Raw genomic sequence first — 18,324 nt, 5'->3', positions numbered from 1 at the left:
CCCCATATAAAAGGAGGACGATGTTATTGAAAGCCGTCATTTTGTTTGCTCATCCTGGAACGAATAGCTTTAATCACGCTATCTTACAGCAAGTGACAGAGAGCCTGCATAAGCATGGTATCACCCCAACCTTACGTAATTTGTATGAACAAAAATTTTCACCCATTTTTTCTCCCGCTGATATGCAGGCATTGGAATCAGAGCAAGTGCCAAAAGCCATCGAAGAGGAACAAACCATTTTATCGGAATCTGATCTATTGATTATGATTTATCCTGTTTGGTGGTGGTCACAGCCAGCCATTTTGAAAGGCTACATTGATCGTATCTTTTCAGACGGGTTTGCTTTTAAATATGAAAAAAATGGACCTGTTGGTTTGTTAACGGGGAAACAAGCCCTAGTTTTTACAACTACGCGAGAATCACAGCAGGAAATGCAGGCAAGCGGTCTAGACGAGGTTGTTAAAAAACAGGTCGTAGATGGTATTTTACGATTCTCAGGATTTGAACCAGTTATCTATCATAATTTTGCAGAAGTACCATATGTGGAGGAAGCTATTCGAGAAACCTATCTACAACAGGTAGGTCAAGCGATTGCTTCGTTAAAACTTCCCGTACTGATGTAGACCCTATGTAAAAATAGGCTTTCCTCAAATGGACTAGATGTTGTCTTACATGCTACAGTTCCATTAAAATTTTTGGAAAGCCTATTTTTTATAAGGAAAAATCAATTCATTTTGTGAATTTTTGTAACAGGTCACAAAAAAGTCAAAAAATTTGACACTTTTCGTTCATATACTCCCTTTTAATTTTCTGATTTATTCGTATAATAGAAAAAGAAAGCATACAACATATTAGCAGAGAAAAAAGAGACCCTTCAAAATGAAAGGTCTCCACTCAGATATAATGCCGTTATAAAATAAATACTTGTAAACCCATTCTCCTGTTAATTGCTCGGTTGCATCCGCTTTTTCGTAATGTAATCTGTTTCGTAGTACTGCAATTCATCACGTAGAGGCTCAAAAATTCGAGATAATCCTAATGTTAGGCTCTCTAGTTCAGGAGTAACCTCTTTGCGGAAAATAATGCAGTCTTGCCCTGTGTACGAGTACCTGCCATCCTCATCGTAAACCTCGCCTTTGGGATAGTAAAAATTAATTACACAGGTGTGGTACACCTGATAGAGGGCTTCTTCGGCAAACTCCTCGTTAAAGCGAGCACGTCGAAGACAGATTCCCAACTTCTCATAGGCATTCTCTGCATAAACCAACAAGCGACGTAAATCAGAAAGATAGCTACCATAGTAAGCTTCATACTCCTCAGCATCTCCAGATCTTTCAATCAAATCTGCTAAAGTAGTTTGATTTAGGAATCTCTCCACTTCTATGCTAACCTTCTTCAACCGCATAAAGGTATCTTCGCATAACTGTTTTACATGAGCGTCTGACATAGAGAATCCTCCTTAGGGCAACAGATATTAAGATTTACGTTTATTGTAAAAAAACTGCCCCGGAGTTACAAGAAGTTTTTATTTTATAACACAGTTTCTGAATTAGATTGATAGTTTTTTCTAGTATATTTCTTTTGATACATGTACGTAACAAATGCCACAAATAGCGCCACGACAACCATAAAGAGCAATATAAGATTATCGGTGCTAACAAATTCCCAGCCGTGTCCTTTACTGATAATTTCTCGTACGGAATGTAGGAAATATGTGAGCGGCAAGGATTTTGCTATGATCGCAATCGCTGTTGGCATAGAAGTAATTGGCCAAGTCCATCCAGATAGCATAAATGATGGTACTGCGATTAGCATAGCTGTTTGTGTCGCTTGTAGCATATTGGAAGAGAAAAACGAGATAGCAAATCCAATAGACACGACTGCTAGATTGAAAATAAATCCGCTAAGGAAAAGTAAGCTCAAGCTTCCATAGTACGTAACAGCAAAAAATTTAAAGATCAGTACATAGGTTAGCAAAAAGTTAAACATGGCAAGGATCATATGAGTCGTTATTTTACTTAACGCAATTTTGACAAACCCATTTCCGTTTAAGGTATCCATCCAAGTTCCTTCTTCTTTTTGGCGAGTTACGCTTAAAGAAACACTCAAGAAAGCTACCTGCTGCAAAACAGTTCCGGCCAACCCAAAGATCATAAATGCCAGATAGTTAAAGGTTGGGTTATGCAGAATACGATAGCGATAGTCAATCCCTGTCGCAAAGTTTGTTGCCGCACTGCCCCATTCACCTTTCGCCTCTAACTTTTTTAACGTCACTCCACCAGAGATCGTTTTCACTAGAGAGCTCGCAGCGCGAACAGAGGTATTGGAAACCATCATGTTACTTCCATCAATCAGATTTAAAATCTCTGTTGGCTTACCCAATTTGGCATTGACGGTCAAGCCCTTGGGAATAATAAATCCAACCTGCGCCTCTTCATAAGTCATCAGATGTTGTAACTCTTCTTCTGTTGTAACTATATTTGTTACTGAAAACGTTTGATCATTATCAATCGCTCTAATCAATTCTCTTGTTAATTCTGTTTGGTCCAGGTCTGCTACCACTGTCGGTATTTCCATCACGCGTTTTTCCTGATACAAATATCCAAACATGAGCATATAGACACACGGAACAAGAAACACAATATTACGTATCGTTTTATTCGTATAAATGGATCGCCATTCGTCAGCAACTAATTGCAAAAAGCTATTCACGAGCGCCAGCCCCTTTTAGGTGCCATTCGACAGTAAAGCCAGGGCGTACATCAATATCCTCCACTTGCAATTTCACTTGGAATGCTCGCAAATCACGGGAGTTTAGCTCCTGTGTTGCTTTCTTCGTTGCAAAATCTGCTGCTGGTGCCACCATTTGTACAGTCGCATTTACTTCCTTATTTAAGCTTGGGACAAACAATGTAGTTTTCTCGCCTACTTTTATGTTGCCAAGCTGGTTTTCATCCACATACATTTTTACAAATTTATCGTTCTCTACTTGAATTGTCATGATGGAAGAGCCTTGTGCTACAAGTTCCCCTTTTTGTGAGGAAATAGATTTTACAATACCGCTAACAGGTGCAATCATTTGTGTATTGCGCAAGTATGCCTCTGCTTCATCCAAAGCACCTTTTGCTTGTTTTACGCCTGCTTCTGCTGATTTTACATCAGATTCGCGCAATCCTACCTGACCAAGCCCGGCAATTGCATTCTGGTATGCTGCATTCGCTTGGTTTACTTGAGCTGTAAGTGCTTCAATCTGTTCTGGTCGAGCACCTTTTTGCGCCATGTTTAATTGCTCTTGTGTTGCCGTATATTCAGCGGAGTATTTTTCAAATTCAGCCTGAGATTCTTCCAATTTAATTTTTGGAATAGCCCCTTCTTTTAATAAATCCTCCATGCGTTTCATGTTCGTCTGAGCCAAGTTGCGAGCTGTTTTGGTTGCCTGAAGCTTTCCTTTTAGCTGCGCAATCTCTTCTGGACGAGCCCCGTTTTTGTTAGCTTGCAAATTAGCTTGAGCTGCTTGCAAAGCTGCCTGAGCCTGCTTTACCGTAGCATCGCTTGATCCGCTGGTAACGGAAACTCCTTTTTTAGCCTGCTCCAATTTCGCTTGAGCTAATTGGTACGCTGCTGCTGCCTGATCGCGTTTTGCTGCAATCTCAGCGCTTCCCAGCACAGCTAAGAGTTGACCTTCAACTACTTTGTCGCCCTCTTTAACATCAATCTTGTCAATGGTTCCTGGAACCTTGAAGGCTAAATCTACTTCGGTCCCTTCTACAACAGCAGTTACTTGTTTCGCGGAACCTCCGGCATAACTATTTTTTTCAGAAAAAAGTAAGTATCCACCTAAAAGTACGATAGCTGCTAAGAACCCAACCAAACCAACCATCATCTTTTTATTCTCTCTCATAACCTTCCACTCCAATTCGCAATTTAAGCGAGTCCCAGAGCTCCTTTAAATAAAATGAGTAATGTATCTCTGGTCTCTAGCGTATAAACTGGCTCATTGCGGAACATCTTGCGAAGAACCACAAATCCAATACTCCCAAACAAAGCGGATACCACTGTCTGCGTTTCCATATCGCTTTTGATAAAGCCTTGTTCCTGCATGTTTGCCAGGTATTTCTCCATTAAAGAAAAATAATTGCCTAATAATGTTCGAACCATATTATCCCGTGTTATATCTCCTGAGGAGAAACTTAACAGCAATAAACAAAACTCACTGTTATCCGAAAAGAAGCGCAAATGCTCATCTAGTACGTGTAAAAGACGTTCCTGTGGCGTTAAGCTGCTATCTTCCGTCGCCCCTTTGACGGACTCCATCAGCATTTCCACTCCCTTTTGATTTACATAATAGAATAACTCCTCCTTTGTCTTAAAGTGATAATACAACGTACCCTTAGCTACCTGGGCAAATTCTGCAATCGTATCCATCGTTGTATCCGTATACCCATATTGGGCAAAAGCTTGCAGGGCACTTTCATAAATTAAATCCTTCTTTTTACTCATTAATATGTACCCCCATATAAACTGACCAGTCAGTACAGAGATTAGTGTACTCTGCTTTTTGATGACCGTCAAGGTATTTTTGGAAAAAAGTGATTACTCATTCATATTTCATTGGTGTGATCTTCGTTATGTACTCTATTTACATTATTGATACCCGTAATCTTACTGCTTCAAACGATTGCAGCCTAAGACCGATTATCCATCCCCTAGCAACTTGTTTCTAGTCGTAGCCAATTGTTTTTATGAAAGTAAAAAAGCCGATGAACAAGTCATCGGCTTCCCATGTAAGCAATATGGCGGAGGGAGAGGGATTCGAACCCCCGTGACGTTGCCGCCTAACGGTTTTCAAGACCGCCCCGTTATGACCACTTCGGTATCCCTCCATATAATAGCTGATAATCATTATGTATGAAATAATTTCGTCCTGCGAAATACATCAGCAAGGATTATTATACTAGAGCATATGTAAAAAGACAAGTATTTTTTTATTATTTTTTTCTAAAATGATTGCAACGTTTGTATCCGTTCACCAGATTGTGTATGATAGACTAAATACGTAATTTGGTAAGTTCCTACATAATCCTTACGGTTCTTACCCTTTCATGAAGGAGTGACTTTGTAGCAATGGACCAACTCATTACATTTGCTAAAGATTATTGGGTAATTCTTATCCTAGTCTTATTGGCAGTGTTTGTGCTTAATTTTTTTCTAAAAGCCTTGTACAAAATTGTTTTATTTAGTCTGGTGGTCGGGGCTATTCTGGTCTTTGGTTTCAATTATACACCAACTGAAGTGGTGAACATAGGACGTCAGGTGGTAAATGGTGTCGATGAAGTATTCACATCTACTGTAAGACCTTTAATTGATTCTGAAATTAAGGACGCCACTTACAATTTCCGTGAAGATGGAAGCTATGAAATCAAGACGACGAATATCCGTATTGAGGGGAAAAAGGGCGATCCGAAAGCCACTGTCTACTATAAGAATTTTAATTTCTCCATTAATATTAAAGATCTAGGTGAATTAGCTCAGCAACACATCCAGAAGGCTGCTGATGGTAAATCAACACCGTAACACCAATATATTCGTCTATTAACTTTACTTGCTAAGTAAGAATCCCGGTTCACGCCTGCTAAGGCTACGAGCCGGGATTTTTCATATAGGTATGTTTATATCCATTTTGTGTAGTGATTTACAATGTACTCTTGCTATTAGACACGTCCACTATATAAGCATACAAAAAAACCGAGGAACCTTTCAGCTCATCGGTTTGCTATTCTTTATGTATGGCGGAGGGAGAGGGATTCGAACCCCCGTGACGTTGCCGCCTAACGGTTTTCAAGACCGCCCCGTTATGACCACTTCGGTATCCCTCCGCGTTGCTACATAAAAAATATAGCATATAAAAAATCAAATAGCAACACCTTTTTTAAAAAATTTATGGGTTTAATAGTTTTTCTTTTCAACAGCTAGCTCACACCACTCGATGAGAGTCAGTGCAAATAACTCAGCACACGCAAAAATATCATCGAGGACGATATACTCATCGGGATAATGTGCAACTTGGGTTACCCCTGGTCCTATAATGATAGAAGGAGTATCGGCCAGCTTCGTTAATAGACCTCCATCAGTCCCCCATGGCGATGCTTCTATGATCGCTGCCTCTCCAAAAACAGACGGATATAGCTCCTGCAATCGTGCAAGCAATGGATGATCCATTTCTACCTCTCCTGGCACCCATCTGGCACCGTACCATTCCAGCTCCACAGGATGATCTACAAACCATTCATCTTCCTCCGTAAGCTTTTGTAACGCAGCCTGCATTTCAATTTTGGCCATCTCCATTTCTTCTCCAGGTGCTACACCCATTCGTCCTTCTATTGTAACCAAATCCGAAACAGATGATGGCCATTTTCCCCCTTGTATTACACCTAGATTAATAGGGATCGGTATAGGCAATTTCGCGTATAAAGGGTCTGACATTCGTTGATTTCTCTCTTGCTCTAAGCGCTGAATTTGTCTGATTACGGTCATGCTTTTTTCGATGGCACTAACTCCTTCATAGCGTGTACCTCCATGTGCCGATCTGCCTCGTATGAACAAGCGGAACCACATGGAGCCTTGTTGCTTGGGAAAAATTTTCAGATTTGTTGGCTCAGGTATTAAAGCAGCGTCCGCTCTATACCCACGTAAAATGGTGGATAAGGTCCCAGCCCCACCGCTTTCTTCTTCTACAACACTTTGAAAGATAACATCGCCCTTCAAACGTACACCAAGCTGTTGGAGGGTTTGAATAGCTAAGAGAGACGCGAGATTGCCACCTTTCATGTCCGTTACCCCGCGGCCATACAATTTTCCATCCACAATTTCTCCACTAAACGGCTCCTGTGTCCATTGTTTTCGCTCTCCTTCTGGCACAACATCAACATGGCCATTGAGAATAAGAGAACGTCCTCCTCCCGTACCCTTCCATACCCCTACTACGTTCGGACTACCTGAAAATTCAGTACGCGGCGAAACAAAATAGGCATGTTTCTCCAGCTTTTCAAGCTCGTCACCTGTCATCTCCCACACATCGACTTCAAGTCCCATCTCTACCAAGTGATTGGCTATTTTCTGCTGAATCCCCGCTTCCTGCCCTTGTACGCTAGCCTCACGCACCCATTCCTGCAACAAGCCTATGGCACCTGCTCGATCCTTCTGTAGCTGCTCACGAATTCGTTCCTGCCATGTTAGTGTCTGGCTTACGCTCATGGTAGTCTCCCCCTTAGATAAAAGTGGTTACTTCTCCGCTAAATAACAGCTCTGCTTCTGTCGCACCAATCACATCTGCTACGGTGTATGGATGCATAACCTCCAATAAATGCAATCCATCCGTTTTTACCTCCATCACTGCCATATCAGTGATTATCATATCGGCACTTCCTTTTGCGGTCAGAGGTAGCTTGCACTCACGGACAATCTTGGAGCGACCATTTTTGTCCAAATGTGTAGTAAGGACTAGAACCTTCTTTGCCTTTTGTGCTAATTCCATCGCACCGCCCATCCCAGGAACCCGTTTTCCGGGAACAATCCAATTGGCAATATCACCACGCTGACTTACCTCTAACACCCCAAGAATCGTCATATCTAGCAACCCTCTGCGAATGACCGCAAAAGCAGTGGCACTATCAAAAAAGGAAGCGCCGGGCATCAAAGTAACAGGAAAGCCTCCCGCGTTGCACAAATTCGGATTTTCTTCTCCTTTCTGGGGAGTGGGACCTGTACCTACAATGCCATTTTCAGCATGAAACAAAACATATTTTTCTTCTGGTATAAAATCTGCTACAAGCGTAGGGATCCCGATCCCTAGATTAATCAGCATACCGCTTTTTACCTCCAAAGCAGCACGCCTAGCAATTCGCTCCCGATAGCTCTCCGTCGTACCTTCTTTTGTTACTTCTCCCATGCCCATCGCCAATTCACCCCTTCACTTTGCACGATATAGGTTACAAACACGCCTGGTGTCACGATTTCTTCAGGATCAAGCTCTCCAATCTCAACAATTTCTTCTGCTTCCACGATCGTGATATCTCCAGCCATGGCCACCAAGGGGTTAAAATTACGCGCACTTGTATCAAAAACAAGATTGCCAAATCGATCTGCCTTTTTAGCAGATACGATAGCCACTTGGGCAGTTAACGGTGTCTCAATTAAAAATGTTTTTCCATCCACTATCACCTGCTGCTTCCCTTCTTCCGCAATTGTACCGATTCCGATGTCAGATAAAATTCCTCCTAGACCTACTCCACCTGCTCGAACTCTTTCTGCCAAAATGCCTTGTGGACAAAATTCCACCTCCAGCTCCCCTGCCGTCATTTGGGCACCAGCATTCGGATTAGAGCCAATGTGAGAAGCAATGACCTTCTTTACTCGGCGCTGTGTAATTAATCGTCCGATTCCAATATCAGGAAAAGCTGTATCGTTACTAATCAGTGTTAGTCCTTTGATTTGTTTTTCCAATAGTCCCTGTATTAGGGTAGGAGGGTTACCGACTCCACCAAAGCCACCAACCATCAATGTCATCCCATCATGAAAATGCTCCAATGCTTCTTCTAATGAAATCTCTTTATTCCAGGTTGATTGTGATATCATATGCGCTCCTCCTTTCTACCAAATTCCCTCTTTCGTGAACTCTGCTTGGGCTTCCTGTAAAGTCTGACGCAGTAAATGGATCAATTCATCAATTTCATCCTGTTCAATGATAAGCGGAGGCGAAATAATGACCGCATCGCCTGCTATTCCATCTAAACCTCCAATAGCTGGGTAAATCATCAATCCTTTAGCAAACGCTCTCTGGATAATTCGATTGGTTACTTGATGTGAGAGTGCGAATGGCTCTTTCGTCAGCTTGTTCTTTACAAATTCTAGTCCACACAGTAATCCTTTCCCACGTGCCTCTCCCACAATGTCAAATTCCTGTTCTATTTGTTTTAAGTGTTGTAATAAATACTTTCCATTTTGTTCAGCTTTTTGCACTAGCTGATGTTGTTGCATGTAACGTATCACAGACACACAGATCGCTGCTGATTGAGGGTTAGCGCTGTAGGTATGACCTGCCATGATAGAGCCAGAGCCTTCTGCAATCGTCTGCATGATGGAATCACTCACCATAGTGGCTGCCATCGGTGTATATCCTGAACTCATTCCTTTCCCCAACGTCATTACATCAGGCGTTACCTGCCAATGATCAATTCCAAAGTTTTTACCAGTACGCCCCACACCTGTCATAACTTCGTCGGCTATAAATAAAATGTGATGCTTCGTACAAATTTCACGGATACGAGCAAAATAGCCGTCTGGGGGTACTACAGCGCCTCCAGAAGCGCCAATAATTGGCTCTGCGATAAAGGCCGCAACATTTTCCGCTCCTGTTCTGATAATGGCCGCTTCTAACTCATCCGCAGCCTGACGTGCATATGCATCACTATCAAGTCCCTGCTGATTTCGATAGGGATAGGGTGCCGATATACAGGGGTAATCTGCCAATAACGGTACGAAACGCTTGCGTCTTAGCACATGTCCTGACATGGATAAAGCCCCCATCGTAATTCCGTGATAGCTCATCCAGCGTGATAAAATCCGATTTTTGGTCATGCGTCCTTGTTCTTGCCAGTACTGAATTGCAATTTTTTGAGCTGTCTCCGTTGCCTCTGATCCACTGCTGACAAAAAAGCTCCAATTCACATTACCAGGTGCCCAAGCAGCCAGAATATCCGCTAACTCCTCTACTGCTTCACTACTGAAGTGTGAGCGATAAGCAAAGGATACCTTTTCAGCTTGCTGTCTCATAGCATCGACCACTTCATCCATCGCATGCCCGATACTCACAGTTACAGCCCCTGAACAAGCATCCATATAACGCTTTCCGCTCTCTTCATATAAGTAAATTCCTTTTCCGTGAGAAATTCGTGGATATTGTTTGCCCCATTCTGGTTTAATTACATAGCTTTTTCGTTCGGTTTTGCTATCCATGCCCTTCGCTCCTTCCGTTTTCACTGCCACTTTATTACTCATCGTATCGAATCTAGAACCTCCTGACATTCTACTTCTTGGCCAAAAAACGCTGGATAAAAAACAGAATTTTTTGTACATTTTGTATAATGCTAGTTTATGTAAAGAGTAGAGTTTTTCAAAGTAATAGAGAGGTGGGGAAGCCCATGTCTATAACGATCCGTGAAGCCATGCAGTTACCTGATATGGTGCAAACCAGATTGGTAGCAGGGGAATCTGGATTACATCATTCTATTCAATGGGTCACAATCGTAGAAATTGTAGAGGATTTGGAGCGTTTACAAGCAGGGGAATTTCTTATTACCACTGGTTTTGGTTTGGAGATGAACACGGATAAATACGATCAGTTCATACCTTCACTGGCAGCTCGAGGATTGAGTGGAGTTGCGATTCATACCGGATTTTATTTACGTGAAATTCCAGCGCTTTTTGTTCAACAAGCGAATCAGTTTGGACTCCCTTTAATTGAGATTCCCACAGAGCTTAATTTCTCTACCATCACAAAAGCCATTCTTCAGCCGATTGTGAATCGTCAATTTGAGTTGATTCGCTATTCAGAACAAATTCATCAGCGATTGTTAAATGTAGCTTTGCTAGGTGAGGGTCTTTCTGCCATTGCAGACGAATTATCCGCCGTTACCCAAGGAGAAGTAATTATAACAGACGTACTTGGCTATGAATTAGTTCGTACGTCCCCACAGGCATGTCGGCCTGCTACTGTTGACATGCTCTCACCGGAAGATTCCCGTCAAGTCCGCTCTGATCAAAGCTGTGAATCCATCTCCTCTATCGAATTAACCCATCCAATCGAAGCCGCTCGTTTTACCTTTGGCGCTATCACCTTACGCAAACAGCAAACATGCCGGCAGGAATGGGATATGATCGCTTTGCAGCATGCCTCAACATTGGCTGCCTTAGCTTGCAGTAAGGACAGGGAGATAGCCCAAGCAGAATGGCGTCTAAAAGGCGATTTTTTAGATGAGTTACTAAGCGGAACCTTTGAACGTAATGCAGAATCGGAGGCACGTAGCCGTATGTTAGGCTACCCTCTACATCATCATGCCCGTCACCTTGTTGTTGCGCTAGCCATACCCGCTACTCCTTCTGCAAAGGAATATAATTTTGCCATGCTACAAAAGCTACCCACCTTATTAAAGCGGGTAGCAGAGGTTTATCAGCCTACTTATCTCAGTAAGGAACGGGCAACCGAAATCTTATTACTAATGCCTGAGGATAAGGCTAGTGAAGTTTTTATTCAAAAAATGGCAAAAAAGTGGCTTGATTTGTATCCTCAGCATCCGTTGGCAATCGGGATTAGCAACCCCCGTGCTTCCTTCGATACCTTGTCAATAGCCGTTCAAGAAGCGATCTATGCCATGAAATGCCAATCAGCTCTCCTCCCAGCACTCCAAATACAGTCTGTATCTCATTTTGACCGACTAGCCGGCTATCAGTTCCTGTTTCCCTATCACGCGCAGCCTGAGGCCTTACAGGAGCTCTGGAAGCCACTCTTAGCCACATTGCTTCACTATGATCAGAAGCATGGACAACAATTGTTAGAGACTATCCAAGTATATTTTGAAGAGTGTCTGAATGGGCAAAAAACATCACAACGTCTATTTATTCACCGGCACACGCTTAAATACCGTTTACAGCAGATCGAGCAAAAAACCGCTGGATCACTTCAAGACGCATCTCACCGTTGGCAGTTACAGCTAGCCATCATGGCTTATCATTTACAACAAATTTTCTACCCAGACATGTCAGGCATTCCCTAGAGTAAGCTTACGGAGCTATCAGTCCCATACAGCTTTCAACGGCTTAACCCAGATATTCATATCTTCAAAGCCGGTTGAAATCACACAATTGTTAATTAGCCTGCCAGTATATCGATAGCCCATTTTAGCGGCTGTCACATTCATCGCAGCGGAATGGGCACGTGTAAGTGTATATAGATAGGAAATACCTATTTCTTGCATATGTTGCTCCAAAGCTACAAACAGGTGCTGAAGCAATCCCTTTCCTAACCATTTAGGGTGTGTGGCACAATCCGTCATTTCTGCTGATCCCCAATTCGGAGTCACTTCAGCAGAAGCAGCGCAAACAATCTTGCCCTCTGCTTCTACAACAGCGTAATAGGTGTCTGCTTGTATCGTAGTTCGCACATACTCGGGATCATGCATGGGGGTTGGATAGGTCTCAAAAACAACTTGATACAGCTTAGCCAGTTCTTCAGCATCTTCAAGCTTAGCCCAGCGGACACGACAATCGTCTGGTAGCTCCTTGCATACACTATTGGTTGCTTGTTTGGCCAAGCTTATTTGTAGAATTTCGTCTGCAAGTGGCTCATTTTTAGGAGTTCCTCGCTCTGATGTAACAAAATAACGAAGCATGTGAGCATTCTGGCCATTCATACAGCCTTCTAGAATCCCTTCACGTACAAATCCATGTTTCCCCCAGGCTGACAAATCCTCATGTCGGGCATAGACAATTAGCTTAGTCATACCCAATTTGTCAGCCTGTTCTTTGCAAGACCTTGCAATCTCGTCAATTTGATCAGAGTCGTACTCCATTACCTTGATACGTTGGTTATGTATATCCACAATTATTTGTGAAAGATTTTCAATCGGTTCCATCGTCATGTCTTTACACCTCATTGCGTTATTTCTTACTATTATAAAACCCCTTGCATTGCTAGTCATTCGACAAGTTGTCCAAAGTACCTCTTTGACACAATTCGCTTCTTTCATATCTAAACCATAGCCTTTGCGCATAGGTATCAAGAAGAGACAGGAAAAAAGGAGGATTCCACCCATGCATACCCTTATTTATGCTCACAGGGGTGCCTCTGGCATGTATCCCGAAAATACATTTCCAGCTTTTCATGCTGCCTATCTACAAGGCTCTAACGGTATGGAAATCGACGTTCAAGTAACAGCCGATGAACAGCTTATTGTCATGCACGATACCAACGTAGAGCATACAACTGACGGGGTGGGCGAAGTACGGCATCTCACCTATGAACAGATCTATCGTCTAAATGCGGCAGCCAAAAGCAGAAAATATTATCCCCCTACAAAGGTTCCAGAGCTATCAGATGTCTTATTGTTCGTCAAAACAACTGGGCTTCGACTTATCATTGAACTAAAGAACTTTATCGTCCCTCAGCCTCAATTGGAAGAGCATGTAATTCGTCTCATCCATGATCTTCGTTTACATAAACAGGTGGTCATTTCCTCTTTTAATTATCACAGTCTGTTGCATGTTAAGGAGCTAGACCCACAAATTCGCACCGGTATGCTTTATTTCGGACAACTACATAAACCCTGGGAGATTGCCAAACAATTTCGTGCTGACGAACTCCATGCCCCCGAGGAACAGGTAAATAAAGCACTACTGCAAGCTGCTCGTCAGCACCATTTATCACTGCTTGCATGGACAGTGAACACTCCGGAACGCATGCAGGAGCTCTTTTCATTACAAATTGATGGCATAATTACAAATTATCCTAATGTAGCACGAAAATATTTGAATAAGAAGTAAAAGGATTGTTTACAAGCCCTACAGGATATTTCTATACTAAAGAAGAGATCAGGATATAAGGGGGTTATTGCATGTTCATTACCGACTGTCTATCACCACTACATTCTCTCACAGTGGTAAAGCCAACCGACACCATTGCCCATGCTCTGGAGGAAATGAAAAAGGGAAAATTGCTTAGCATGCCTGTGATTAATGAAGATGGTACTTATTTTGGTACGCTGAGCAAACGCAGTTTGTTTGAAAAATTCGAACAAGATCATGCGGACAAAACTTTTACAGAATTCACTCAACTTCCTCTTGCCGATGGTGTTGATCAGAATTTAAAGCCACTTACGACTGAACATCTTTATGAAGACGCCCTCCCTATTATTGTGCGTTATCCATTTGTACCGATTGTAGACGAGAATAATCGTTTTCTTGGTATCATTAAACGTAAAGATATGGAGCTAGTATTAGAATCTGTTTTTGGAATGGGTGTGAAAGGGACTAGAATAACCCTAACCCGTTTCGAAGGAAAAGGTGTGTTACGAGAAATCTCTAGTATTTTGACCGAACACAAGTCAAATGTGATCTCCTGTGTATCCTTTGATTCTAAACACTCTGGTGTCAGACGTATTTTAGTTAAATTTAAAACGGAAGATAATCTGATTGATATTATTCAGGAACTGGAGAATCATGGCTTTGCTGTCACCTCTGTTCATGAAAGCTAACTTCCCAGCATGTAGTAACGAAGCAAGAATTTATAATAAAAAAAGGAACGCTAATTGCTTGCGTTCCTTTTTTACATTCCGATTCGATTATTTTCCAAGGTCCAGAGGCGGTACCCAATTTGGATCAAAGAACTTTCCTTGCCATGTATTACGACGTTTCATCTCTGCCTCAATGCCATTGAGCACTTCCCATTTTTTACGACTCCACATCGGCCCAATCAAAATATCAGGAGGCCCATCACCAGTAATACGATGCACAATCATTTCTGGTGGTAGAATTTCCAGAGTGTCGACAACTAATTTCGTATACTCCTCTTGAGTCAAGAATTCCAATAAACCAGCATTGTACTGCTTCACCATTGGCGTTTTCTTTAACAGATGTAGCAAATGTATTTTAATACCTTGTACGTCCAAATGAGCAGCGGCCTGCGCAGTCATCATCATATCTTCGGCAGTCTCTCCAGGTAATCCATAAATAATGTGGGAGCAGACACGAATGTTATGTTTACGAAGCTTCTCTAGTCCATCAAGATAGCATTGATAATCATGGGCACGATTAATCAGTAGCTGTGTACGTTCATGTACTGTTTGCAACCCCAATTCTACCCATAGATAGGTACGTTCATTTAATTCTGCTAAGTACTCTACTACATCATCTTCTAAACAGTCAGGTCTGGTTGCTATAGAAAGACCCACAACATCATCTTGTCGTAAAATCGTTTCGTACATATCGCGAAGCTCTTCTACAGGCGCATAGGTATTGCTAAATGCTTGAAAAAAACCTAAATACTTCGCTGTAGGCCATTTTTCATGCATACGATCCTTAACATCATGAAACTGCTTCTCTAACGTCATACGACGATCGCCTGCAAAGTCCCCCGATCCGCGTGCACTACAAAATGTACAGCCACCTACTGCAACATTGCCATCTCGATTGGGGCAGGAAAATCCTCCATCTAGCGGTACTTTAAATACCTTGTGTTGAAACATACTACGCAAATGATAGTTCCATGTATGATAACGCTTATCACCCCATAGCAGAGGCTGACAGCTCTTTTGTATATCCTCCGTTGACATCTTTATACTCCCTTCTGTCCATGCATTTCTACAGTATACCAGTTTCTGTAGAGCTTTTTAATAGTGAAAAATATTACACCACACATTTTTGCACATCTCATGCTTCCGTCAATTGTTGCTTTTATATCAACATCAATAACATTTCGAAGTTTTTACTAGAAAAAAAGAACCGCAGTTCTTTCCCGCGGTTCATCATCATTATATTTCCCACTTTATTACGTTTACATTACTGTTGCATTTCTTCTATCTGAATTGCACGTGTATGTGCAGTATGGCTCCACTCTTGATTGTTCTTGGTAAAGAACGCGTAAATAAAGATAGGTAACCATGTCAGGAAGAAAATTGGCAACAGGATGAGTCCCAAATAAGCTTTTAGTGGGACTTTCTCTAAGTACAATGCGAGTACAGGTAACAAATAGAAAATACCTGTTGTCACGTAAATCAACCAATCAGGCAAGAAGCCTGTTGTAGGTAGGAACGTGTTAAAGCTCAACAATCTGGCCATAAACAATATCGACATAAATGTAACAATCAACACATACATGGGTTGAAAGAGGTAAAAAGCTGCGTCAAGCATTCCTAGTCTTCTTGCTTTTAAGCCATTTTTTACAACTGAACCAATGTAACGTCCAGCTACATCATAATGACCTTGCATCCAACGAAGTCTCTGCTTCATTGAAGATTTTAGGTCGATTGGTTTTTCGTCAAAAACCTTTGTTTCATGAGCCCAGCAAGGATAGATGCCACGTTCGATACATCTCGTTGCAAACTCTAAGTCTTCCGTTAAGCTGGTTGCCCCCCAACCCATATCTTTTAACAGCTTACTCTCAATACAAAGTCCTGTACCACCTAATGTGTTTGGCAGCCCTAGGTTATGGCGAGCCAATTGCCACATACGGTTGGTGAACCAGTACGTACAAGCGTACGAAAGAGTAATCCAAGAGTCAAACGGGTTTTTGGAGTCAAGGTAACCTTGGATAACTTGTTGTCCTTTGCATAGACGATCGTTCATGACAGTTAGGAAGTTTTTCTCTACCAAGTTATCTGCATCAAACATTACGACAGCATCGTACTGCTTTTCTCGTGACCATAAATTTTCTAGCATCCACTCAATACCGTAGCCCTTGCCACGCTTTGAAGTGTCAAATCGTTCGCAAGCATAGGCGCCATGCTTCCGAACAATCTCCGCGGTGTTATCTGTACAATTGTCACAGATAACAAAAATGTCGTACATCTCACGCGGATAGTCCATTTTTTTCAAATTCTCGATCAATGGTGCAACAACCGCTGATTCATTGTGTGCAGCTATCAATACAGCAAATGTTTTCTCTGGCTTGTGGGTCACAGGCTTTTTCTTATGAAGTAAAATGCCTCCCCCTACTGAAATTGCTGTTTGATAGATGCTGACTAACCCCATTGTGGTGGTAAAACCGATGAAAAGCCCCTCAATTATATCTTTTAAGTCAACCATCTTTTCTTCTCCTCGACCTGGTATGCTTATATGCATACAGGTAGTGTTATATCTCCTTCAAACCCTATTTGCGAGTTTACACGATTCACAACTAGCCTGCAATCGTTCAAAAGTGGGAAAAATCAATGTTTACTTCTCTCTATATCTATTTGTTGCTTAATATGACGCAAAAGCTCAGTGATTCGCTTCATCTTGCAAGCAGTTTTTGAGAAACACTTGTCCCTATCACGTTTCCCTCTTCATCCTACTCTTATTCTGCAACCTCAAAATTTACTACAGAAAAAAAAGCCTGCTATAAAAAGGTCTACCCTTTTCAAATAGGCTTGAATCCAGAAGATGCAAAAATCTGGCCTCTATAACTAAAGGTCAGCCGATATTCCTAGTAAAATTTCTATAGTGATGTTTTTTATCCCAAGGACAAAAGAACTAATTGGCATTAAATGTAATCATTTACCTATTCTCTGTCTCTTATAAAAAATCCTATTTCATCAGCAAATTTTTTGTATAAAATGACAAAATATGAATTTTTATGGAATATTTTTAATAAATTTCTCACTTCTTACTTTTCTTTACAACTATAAAAACAAATAAAAACTCAGCGATACGAACCCTTTGGCCGAGCAGAGTCTTATGTGATTTCCTTTTTTGAAGGTTGGCATTCAATTTTTACAAATACATAAAAATGGCGTCTCAGGAGAGACTCGAACTCCCGACCGACCGCTTAGAAGGCGGTTGCTCTATCCAGCTGAGCTACTGAGACGCATTTTGGAGGGAGTACCCGGATTTGAACCGGGGAATAAAGGTTTTGCAGACCTGTGCCTTACCACTTGGCTATACTCCCTTATGAAATTAAAAAGGGGCGATCGATGGGAATCGAACCCACGAGTGTCGGAGCCACAATCCGATGCGTTAACCACTTCGCCACGACCGCCATTATGTAAGTAAAAGTTGGCAGGGGCAGTAGGAATCGAACCCACACCAAAAGTTTTGGAGACTTTTGTTCTACCACTAAACTATGCCCCTATGGTAGCGGCGGAGGGGATCGAACCCCCGACCTTTCGGGTATGAACCGAACGCTCTAGCCAGCTGAGCTACACCGCCAAAAAACGATATAAAACAATATGGCGGAGAGTGAGGGATTCGAACCCTCGCTACGCTTACGCATACTAACGGTTTAGCAAACCGTCCCCTTCGGCCTCTTGGGTAACTCTCCGTATAATAACTCCTCAGAATAAATCTATATGATTCAATCTACTACATTATTCTTATTTAATATACCTAAGGAATAATTATACCAAACACATACCTTTATTCCCTGAAAACTGAATAATGAAAGTTAGCATAAGGCAATGTGGATAAGTCCTCGACCGATTAGTATTCGTCAGCTCCATGCATTACTGCACTTCCACACCGAACCTATCAACCTCATCGTCTATAAGGGGTCTTACTAGCTTGCGCTATGGGAAGTCT

General features: G+C 41.9%; 16 protein-coding genes, 8 tRNA genes and 1 rRNA gene. 5 read left to right on the top strand and 20 right to left on the bottom strand.

From position 1 onward, the window contains the following. Window positions 1–20: 20 nt before the first annotated feature. The gene (locus O0550_RS16140) at window positions 21–623 is read left to right on the top strand and encodes an NAD(P)H-dependent oxidoreductase (RefSeq protein ID WP_003343738.1); all 603 of its coding nucleotides are present in this window, start codon (window positions 21–23) and stop codon (window positions 621–623) included. A 320-nt stretch (window positions 624–943) separates the two neighbouring features. Here O0550_RS16140 and O0550_RS16135 read toward each other — a convergent pair whose 3' ends face one another. The 5 genes from O0550_RS16135 to O0550_RS16115 all read right to left on the bottom strand — a co-directional run bounded on the left by O0550_RS16135 (window position 944) and on the right by O0550_RS16115 (window position 4,883). Continuing rightward, complete coding sequence (locus tag O0550_RS16135) at window positions 944–1,447, bottom strand: DUF3907 family protein (RefSeq protein ID WP_003338152.1); 504 nt, start codon at window positions 1,445–1,447, stop codon at window positions 944–946. Window positions 1,448–1,530: 83 nt separating this feature from the next. Then, complete coding sequence (locus O0550_RS16130) at window positions 1,531–2,712, bottom strand: ABC transporter permease (RefSeq protein ID WP_003343736.1); 1,182 nt, start codon at window positions 2,710–2,712, stop codon at window positions 1,531–1,533. Then, complete coding sequence (locus O0550_RS16125) at window positions 2,705–3,901, bottom strand: HlyD family secretion protein (RefSeq protein ID WP_003343734.1); 1,197 nt, start codon at window positions 3,899–3,901, stop codon at window positions 2,705–2,707. Before O0550_RS16125 ends, O0550_RS16130 begins: the two co-directional genes overlap by 8 nt. A gap of 23 nt (window positions 3,902–3,924) precedes the next feature. Then, the gene (locus O0550_RS16120) at window positions 3,925–4,500 is read right to left on the bottom strand and encodes a TetR/AcrR family transcriptional regulator (RefSeq protein ID WP_003338155.1); all 576 of its coding nucleotides are present in this window, start codon (window positions 4,498–4,500) and stop codon (window positions 3,925–3,927) included. Window positions 4,501–4,794: 294 nt separating this feature from the next. After that, window positions 4,795–4,883, bottom strand: a tRNA-Ser gene (locus O0550_RS16115). Window positions 4,884–5,124: 241 nt separating this feature from the next. Here O0550_RS16115 and O0550_RS16110 point away from each other — a divergent pair. Further along, a complete protein-coding gene (locus O0550_RS16110; protein WP_003338157.1) occupies window positions 5,125–5,574 on the top strand; it encodes a hypothetical protein in 450 nt (149 codons plus the stop codon). Between the two features lie 213 nt (window positions 5,575–5,787). Here O0550_RS16110 and O0550_RS16105 read toward each other — a convergent pair. The 5 genes from O0550_RS16105 to O0550_RS16085 all read right to left on the bottom strand — a co-directional run bounded on the left by O0550_RS16105 (window position 5,788) and on the right by O0550_RS16085 (window position 10,014). Further along, window positions 5,788–5,876 (bottom strand) — tRNA-Ser (locus O0550_RS16105). A 70-nt stretch (window positions 5,877–5,946) separates the two neighbouring features. Further along, on the bottom strand, window positions 5,947–7,254 hold the full coding sequence (locus tag O0550_RS16100) for a peptidase (RefSeq protein WP_258426815.1): 1,308 nt from the start codon (window positions 7,252–7,254) through the stop codon (window positions 5,947–5,949). A 13-nt stretch (window positions 7,255–7,267) separates the two neighbouring features. Beyond that, window positions 7,268–7,954, bottom strand: coding sequence for a 3-oxoacid CoA-transferase subunit B (locus tag O0550_RS16095; RefSeq protein WP_035318861.1), 687 nt, complete (start codon window positions 7,952–7,954; stop codon window positions 7,268–7,270). After that, window positions 7,936–8,634: a 3-oxoacid CoA-transferase subunit A gene (locus O0550_RS16090; RefSeq protein WP_035318856.1), complete on the bottom strand. Its 699-nt coding sequence runs from the start codon at window positions 8,632–8,634 to the stop codon at window positions 7,936–7,938. The genes O0550_RS16095 and O0550_RS16090 overlap by 19 nt, the downstream gene beginning before the upstream one ends. Window positions 8,635–8,649: 15 nt before the next feature. Continuing rightward, window positions 8,650–10,014 (bottom strand): aspartate aminotransferase family protein, encoded by a 1,365-nt coding sequence (locus tag O0550_RS16085; RefSeq protein WP_003343725.1) that lies wholly within the window; start codon window positions 10,012–10,014, stop codon window positions 8,650–8,652. A 185-nt stretch (window positions 10,015–10,199) separates the two neighbouring features. On the opposite strand from O0550_RS16085, the gene O0550_RS16080 reads away from it, so the two are divergent. After that, the gene (locus tag O0550_RS16080; RefSeq protein WP_258426814.1) at window positions 10,200–11,831 is read left to right on the top strand and encodes a PucR family transcriptional regulator; all 1,632 of its coding nucleotides are present in this window, start codon (window positions 10,200–10,202) and stop codon (window positions 11,829–11,831) included. An 18-nt stretch (window positions 11,832–11,849) separates the two neighbouring features. On the opposite strand, the gene ablB is transcribed toward O0550_RS16080, so the two are convergent. Further along, complete coding sequence (ablB, locus tag O0550_RS16075) at window positions 11,850–12,695, bottom strand: putative beta-lysine N-acetyltransferase (protein ID WP_258426813.1); 846 nt, start codon at window positions 12,693–12,695, stop codon at window positions 11,850–11,852. 172 nt (window positions 12,696–12,867) lie between these two features. Here ablB and O0550_RS16070 point away from each other — a divergent pair, with 172 nt between their 5' ends. Together O0550_RS16070 and O0550_RS16065 are read left to right on the top strand one after the other, a co-directional pair. Next, the gene (locus O0550_RS16070) at window positions 12,868–13,596 is read left to right on the top strand and encodes a glycerophosphodiester phosphodiesterase (RefSeq protein WP_003338164.1); all 729 of its coding nucleotides are present in this window, start codon (window positions 12,868–12,870) and stop codon (window positions 13,594–13,596) included. Between the two features lie 71 nt (window positions 13,597–13,667). After that, complete coding sequence (locus O0550_RS16065; RefSeq protein ID WP_003338166.1) at window positions 13,668–14,306, top strand: CBS domain-containing protein; 639 nt, start codon at window positions 13,668–13,670, stop codon at window positions 14,304–14,306. 87 nt (window positions 14,307–14,393) lie between these two features. Here the strand turns inward: O0550_RS16065 and mnmL are convergent, their stop codons facing one another. The 9 genes from mnmL to O0550_RS16020 all read right to left on the bottom strand — a co-directional run. Then, entirely contained in the window at window positions 14,394–15,383 is a 990-nt protein-coding gene (mnmL, locus tag O0550_RS16060) for a tRNA modification radical SAM protein MnmL/YtqA (protein ID WP_003338167.1), read from the bottom strand. A gap of 226 nt (window positions 15,384–15,609) precedes the next feature. After that, the gene (locus O0550_RS16055; RefSeq protein ID WP_003343716.1) at window positions 15,610–16,854 is read right to left on the bottom strand and encodes a glycosyltransferase family 2 protein; all 1,245 of its coding nucleotides are present in this window, start codon (window positions 16,852–16,854) and stop codon (window positions 15,610–15,612) included. Window positions 16,855–17,537: 683 nt separating this feature from the next. After that, a tRNA-Arg gene (locus tag O0550_RS16050) sits at window positions 17,538–17,614 on the bottom strand. Window positions 17,615–17,620: 6 nt separating this feature from the next. Continuing rightward, window positions 17,621–17,695 (bottom strand) — tRNA-Cys (locus O0550_RS16045). Window positions 17,696–17,712: 17 nt separating this feature from the next. Continuing rightward, window positions 17,713–17,785: transfer RNA gene (locus O0550_RS16040), tRNA-His, on the bottom strand. A gap of 18 nt (window positions 17,786–17,803) precedes the next feature. Continuing rightward, window positions 17,804–17,877: transfer RNA gene (locus tag O0550_RS16035), tRNA-Trp, on the bottom strand. Window position 17,878: 1 nt separating this feature from the next. Beyond that, window positions 17,879–17,955: transfer RNA gene (locus tag O0550_RS16030), tRNA-Met, on the bottom strand. A gap of 21 nt (window positions 17,956–17,976) precedes the next feature. After that, window positions 17,977–18,067: transfer RNA gene (locus O0550_RS16025), tRNA-Ser, on the bottom strand. 138 nt (window positions 18,068–18,205) lie between these two features. Next, window positions 18,206–18,324, bottom strand: a 23S ribosomal RNA gene (locus O0550_RS16020); the annotation flags it as partial.

The organism is Brevibacillus halotolerans, assembly GCF_026891775.1.
Lineage (GTDB): Bacteria > Bacillota > Bacilli > Brevibacillales > Brevibacillaceae > Brevibacillus_B > Brevibacillus_B halotolerans.
The sequence above is the reverse complement of the archived record's forward strand: the minus strand, read 5'-3'. Positions and strand labels throughout refer to the sequence as shown.

What these genes read in the sequence shown, in the direction of transcription:
- O0550_RS16100 (WP_258426815.1), bottom strand. Translation starts at nt 7,254, where the DNA reads ATGAGCGTAAGCCAGACACTAACATGGCAGGAACGAATTCGTGAGCAG.
- O0550_RS16065 (WP_003338166.1), top strand. Translation starts at nt 13,668, where the DNA reads ATGTTCATTACCGACTGTCTATCACCACTACATTCTCTCACAGTGGTA.
- O0550_RS16140 (WP_003343738.1), top strand. Translation starts at nt 21, where the DNA reads ATGTTATTGAAAGCCGTCATTTTGTTTGCTCATCCTGGAACGAATAGC.
- ablB (WP_258426813.1), bottom strand. Translation starts at nt 12,695, where the DNA reads ATGACGATGGAACCGATTGAAAATCTTTCACAAATAATTGTGGATATA.
- O0550_RS16095 (WP_035318861.1), bottom strand. Translation starts at nt 7,954, where the DNA reads ATGGGCATGGGAGAAGTAACAAAAGAAGGTACGACGGAGAGCTATCGG.
- mnmL (WP_003338167.1), bottom strand. Translation starts at nt 15,383, where the DNA reads ATGTCAACGGAGGATATACAAAAGAGCTGTCAGCCTCTGCTATGGGGT.
- O0550_RS16070 (WP_003338164.1), top strand. Translation starts at nt 12,868, where the DNA reads ATGCATACCCTTATTTATGCTCACAGGGGTGCCTCTGGCATGTATCCC.
- O0550_RS16125 (WP_003343734.1), bottom strand. Translation starts at nt 3,901, where the DNA reads ATGAGAGAGAATAAAAAGATGATGGTTGGTTTGGTTGGGTTCTTAGCA.
- O0550_RS16090 (WP_035318856.1), bottom strand. Translation starts at nt 8,634, where the DNA reads ATGATATCACAATCAACCTGGAATAAAGAGATTTCATTAGAAGAAGCA.
- O0550_RS16055 (WP_003343716.1), bottom strand. Translation starts at nt 16,854, where the DNA reads ATGGTTGACTTAAAAGATATAATTGAGGGGCTTTTCATCGGTTTTACC.
- O0550_RS16110 (WP_003338157.1), top strand. Translation starts at nt 5,125, where the DNA reads ATGGACCAACTCATTACATTTGCTAAAGATTATTGGGTAATTCTTATC.
- O0550_RS16085 (WP_003343725.1), bottom strand. Translation starts at nt 10,014, where the DNA reads ATGGATAGCAAAACCGAACGAAAAAGCTATGTAATTAAACCAGAATGG.
- O0550_RS16135 (WP_003338152.1), bottom strand. Translation starts at nt 1,447, where the DNA reads ATGTCAGACGCTCATGTAAAACAGTTATGCGAAGATACCTTTATGCGG.
- O0550_RS16120 (WP_003338155.1), bottom strand. Translation starts at nt 4,500, where the DNA reads ATGAGTAAAAAGAAGGATTTAATTTATGAAAGTGCCCTGCAAGCTTTT.
- O0550_RS16080 (WP_258426814.1), top strand. Translation starts at nt 10,200, where the DNA reads ATGTCTATAACGATCCGTGAAGCCATGCAGTTACCTGATATGGTGCAA.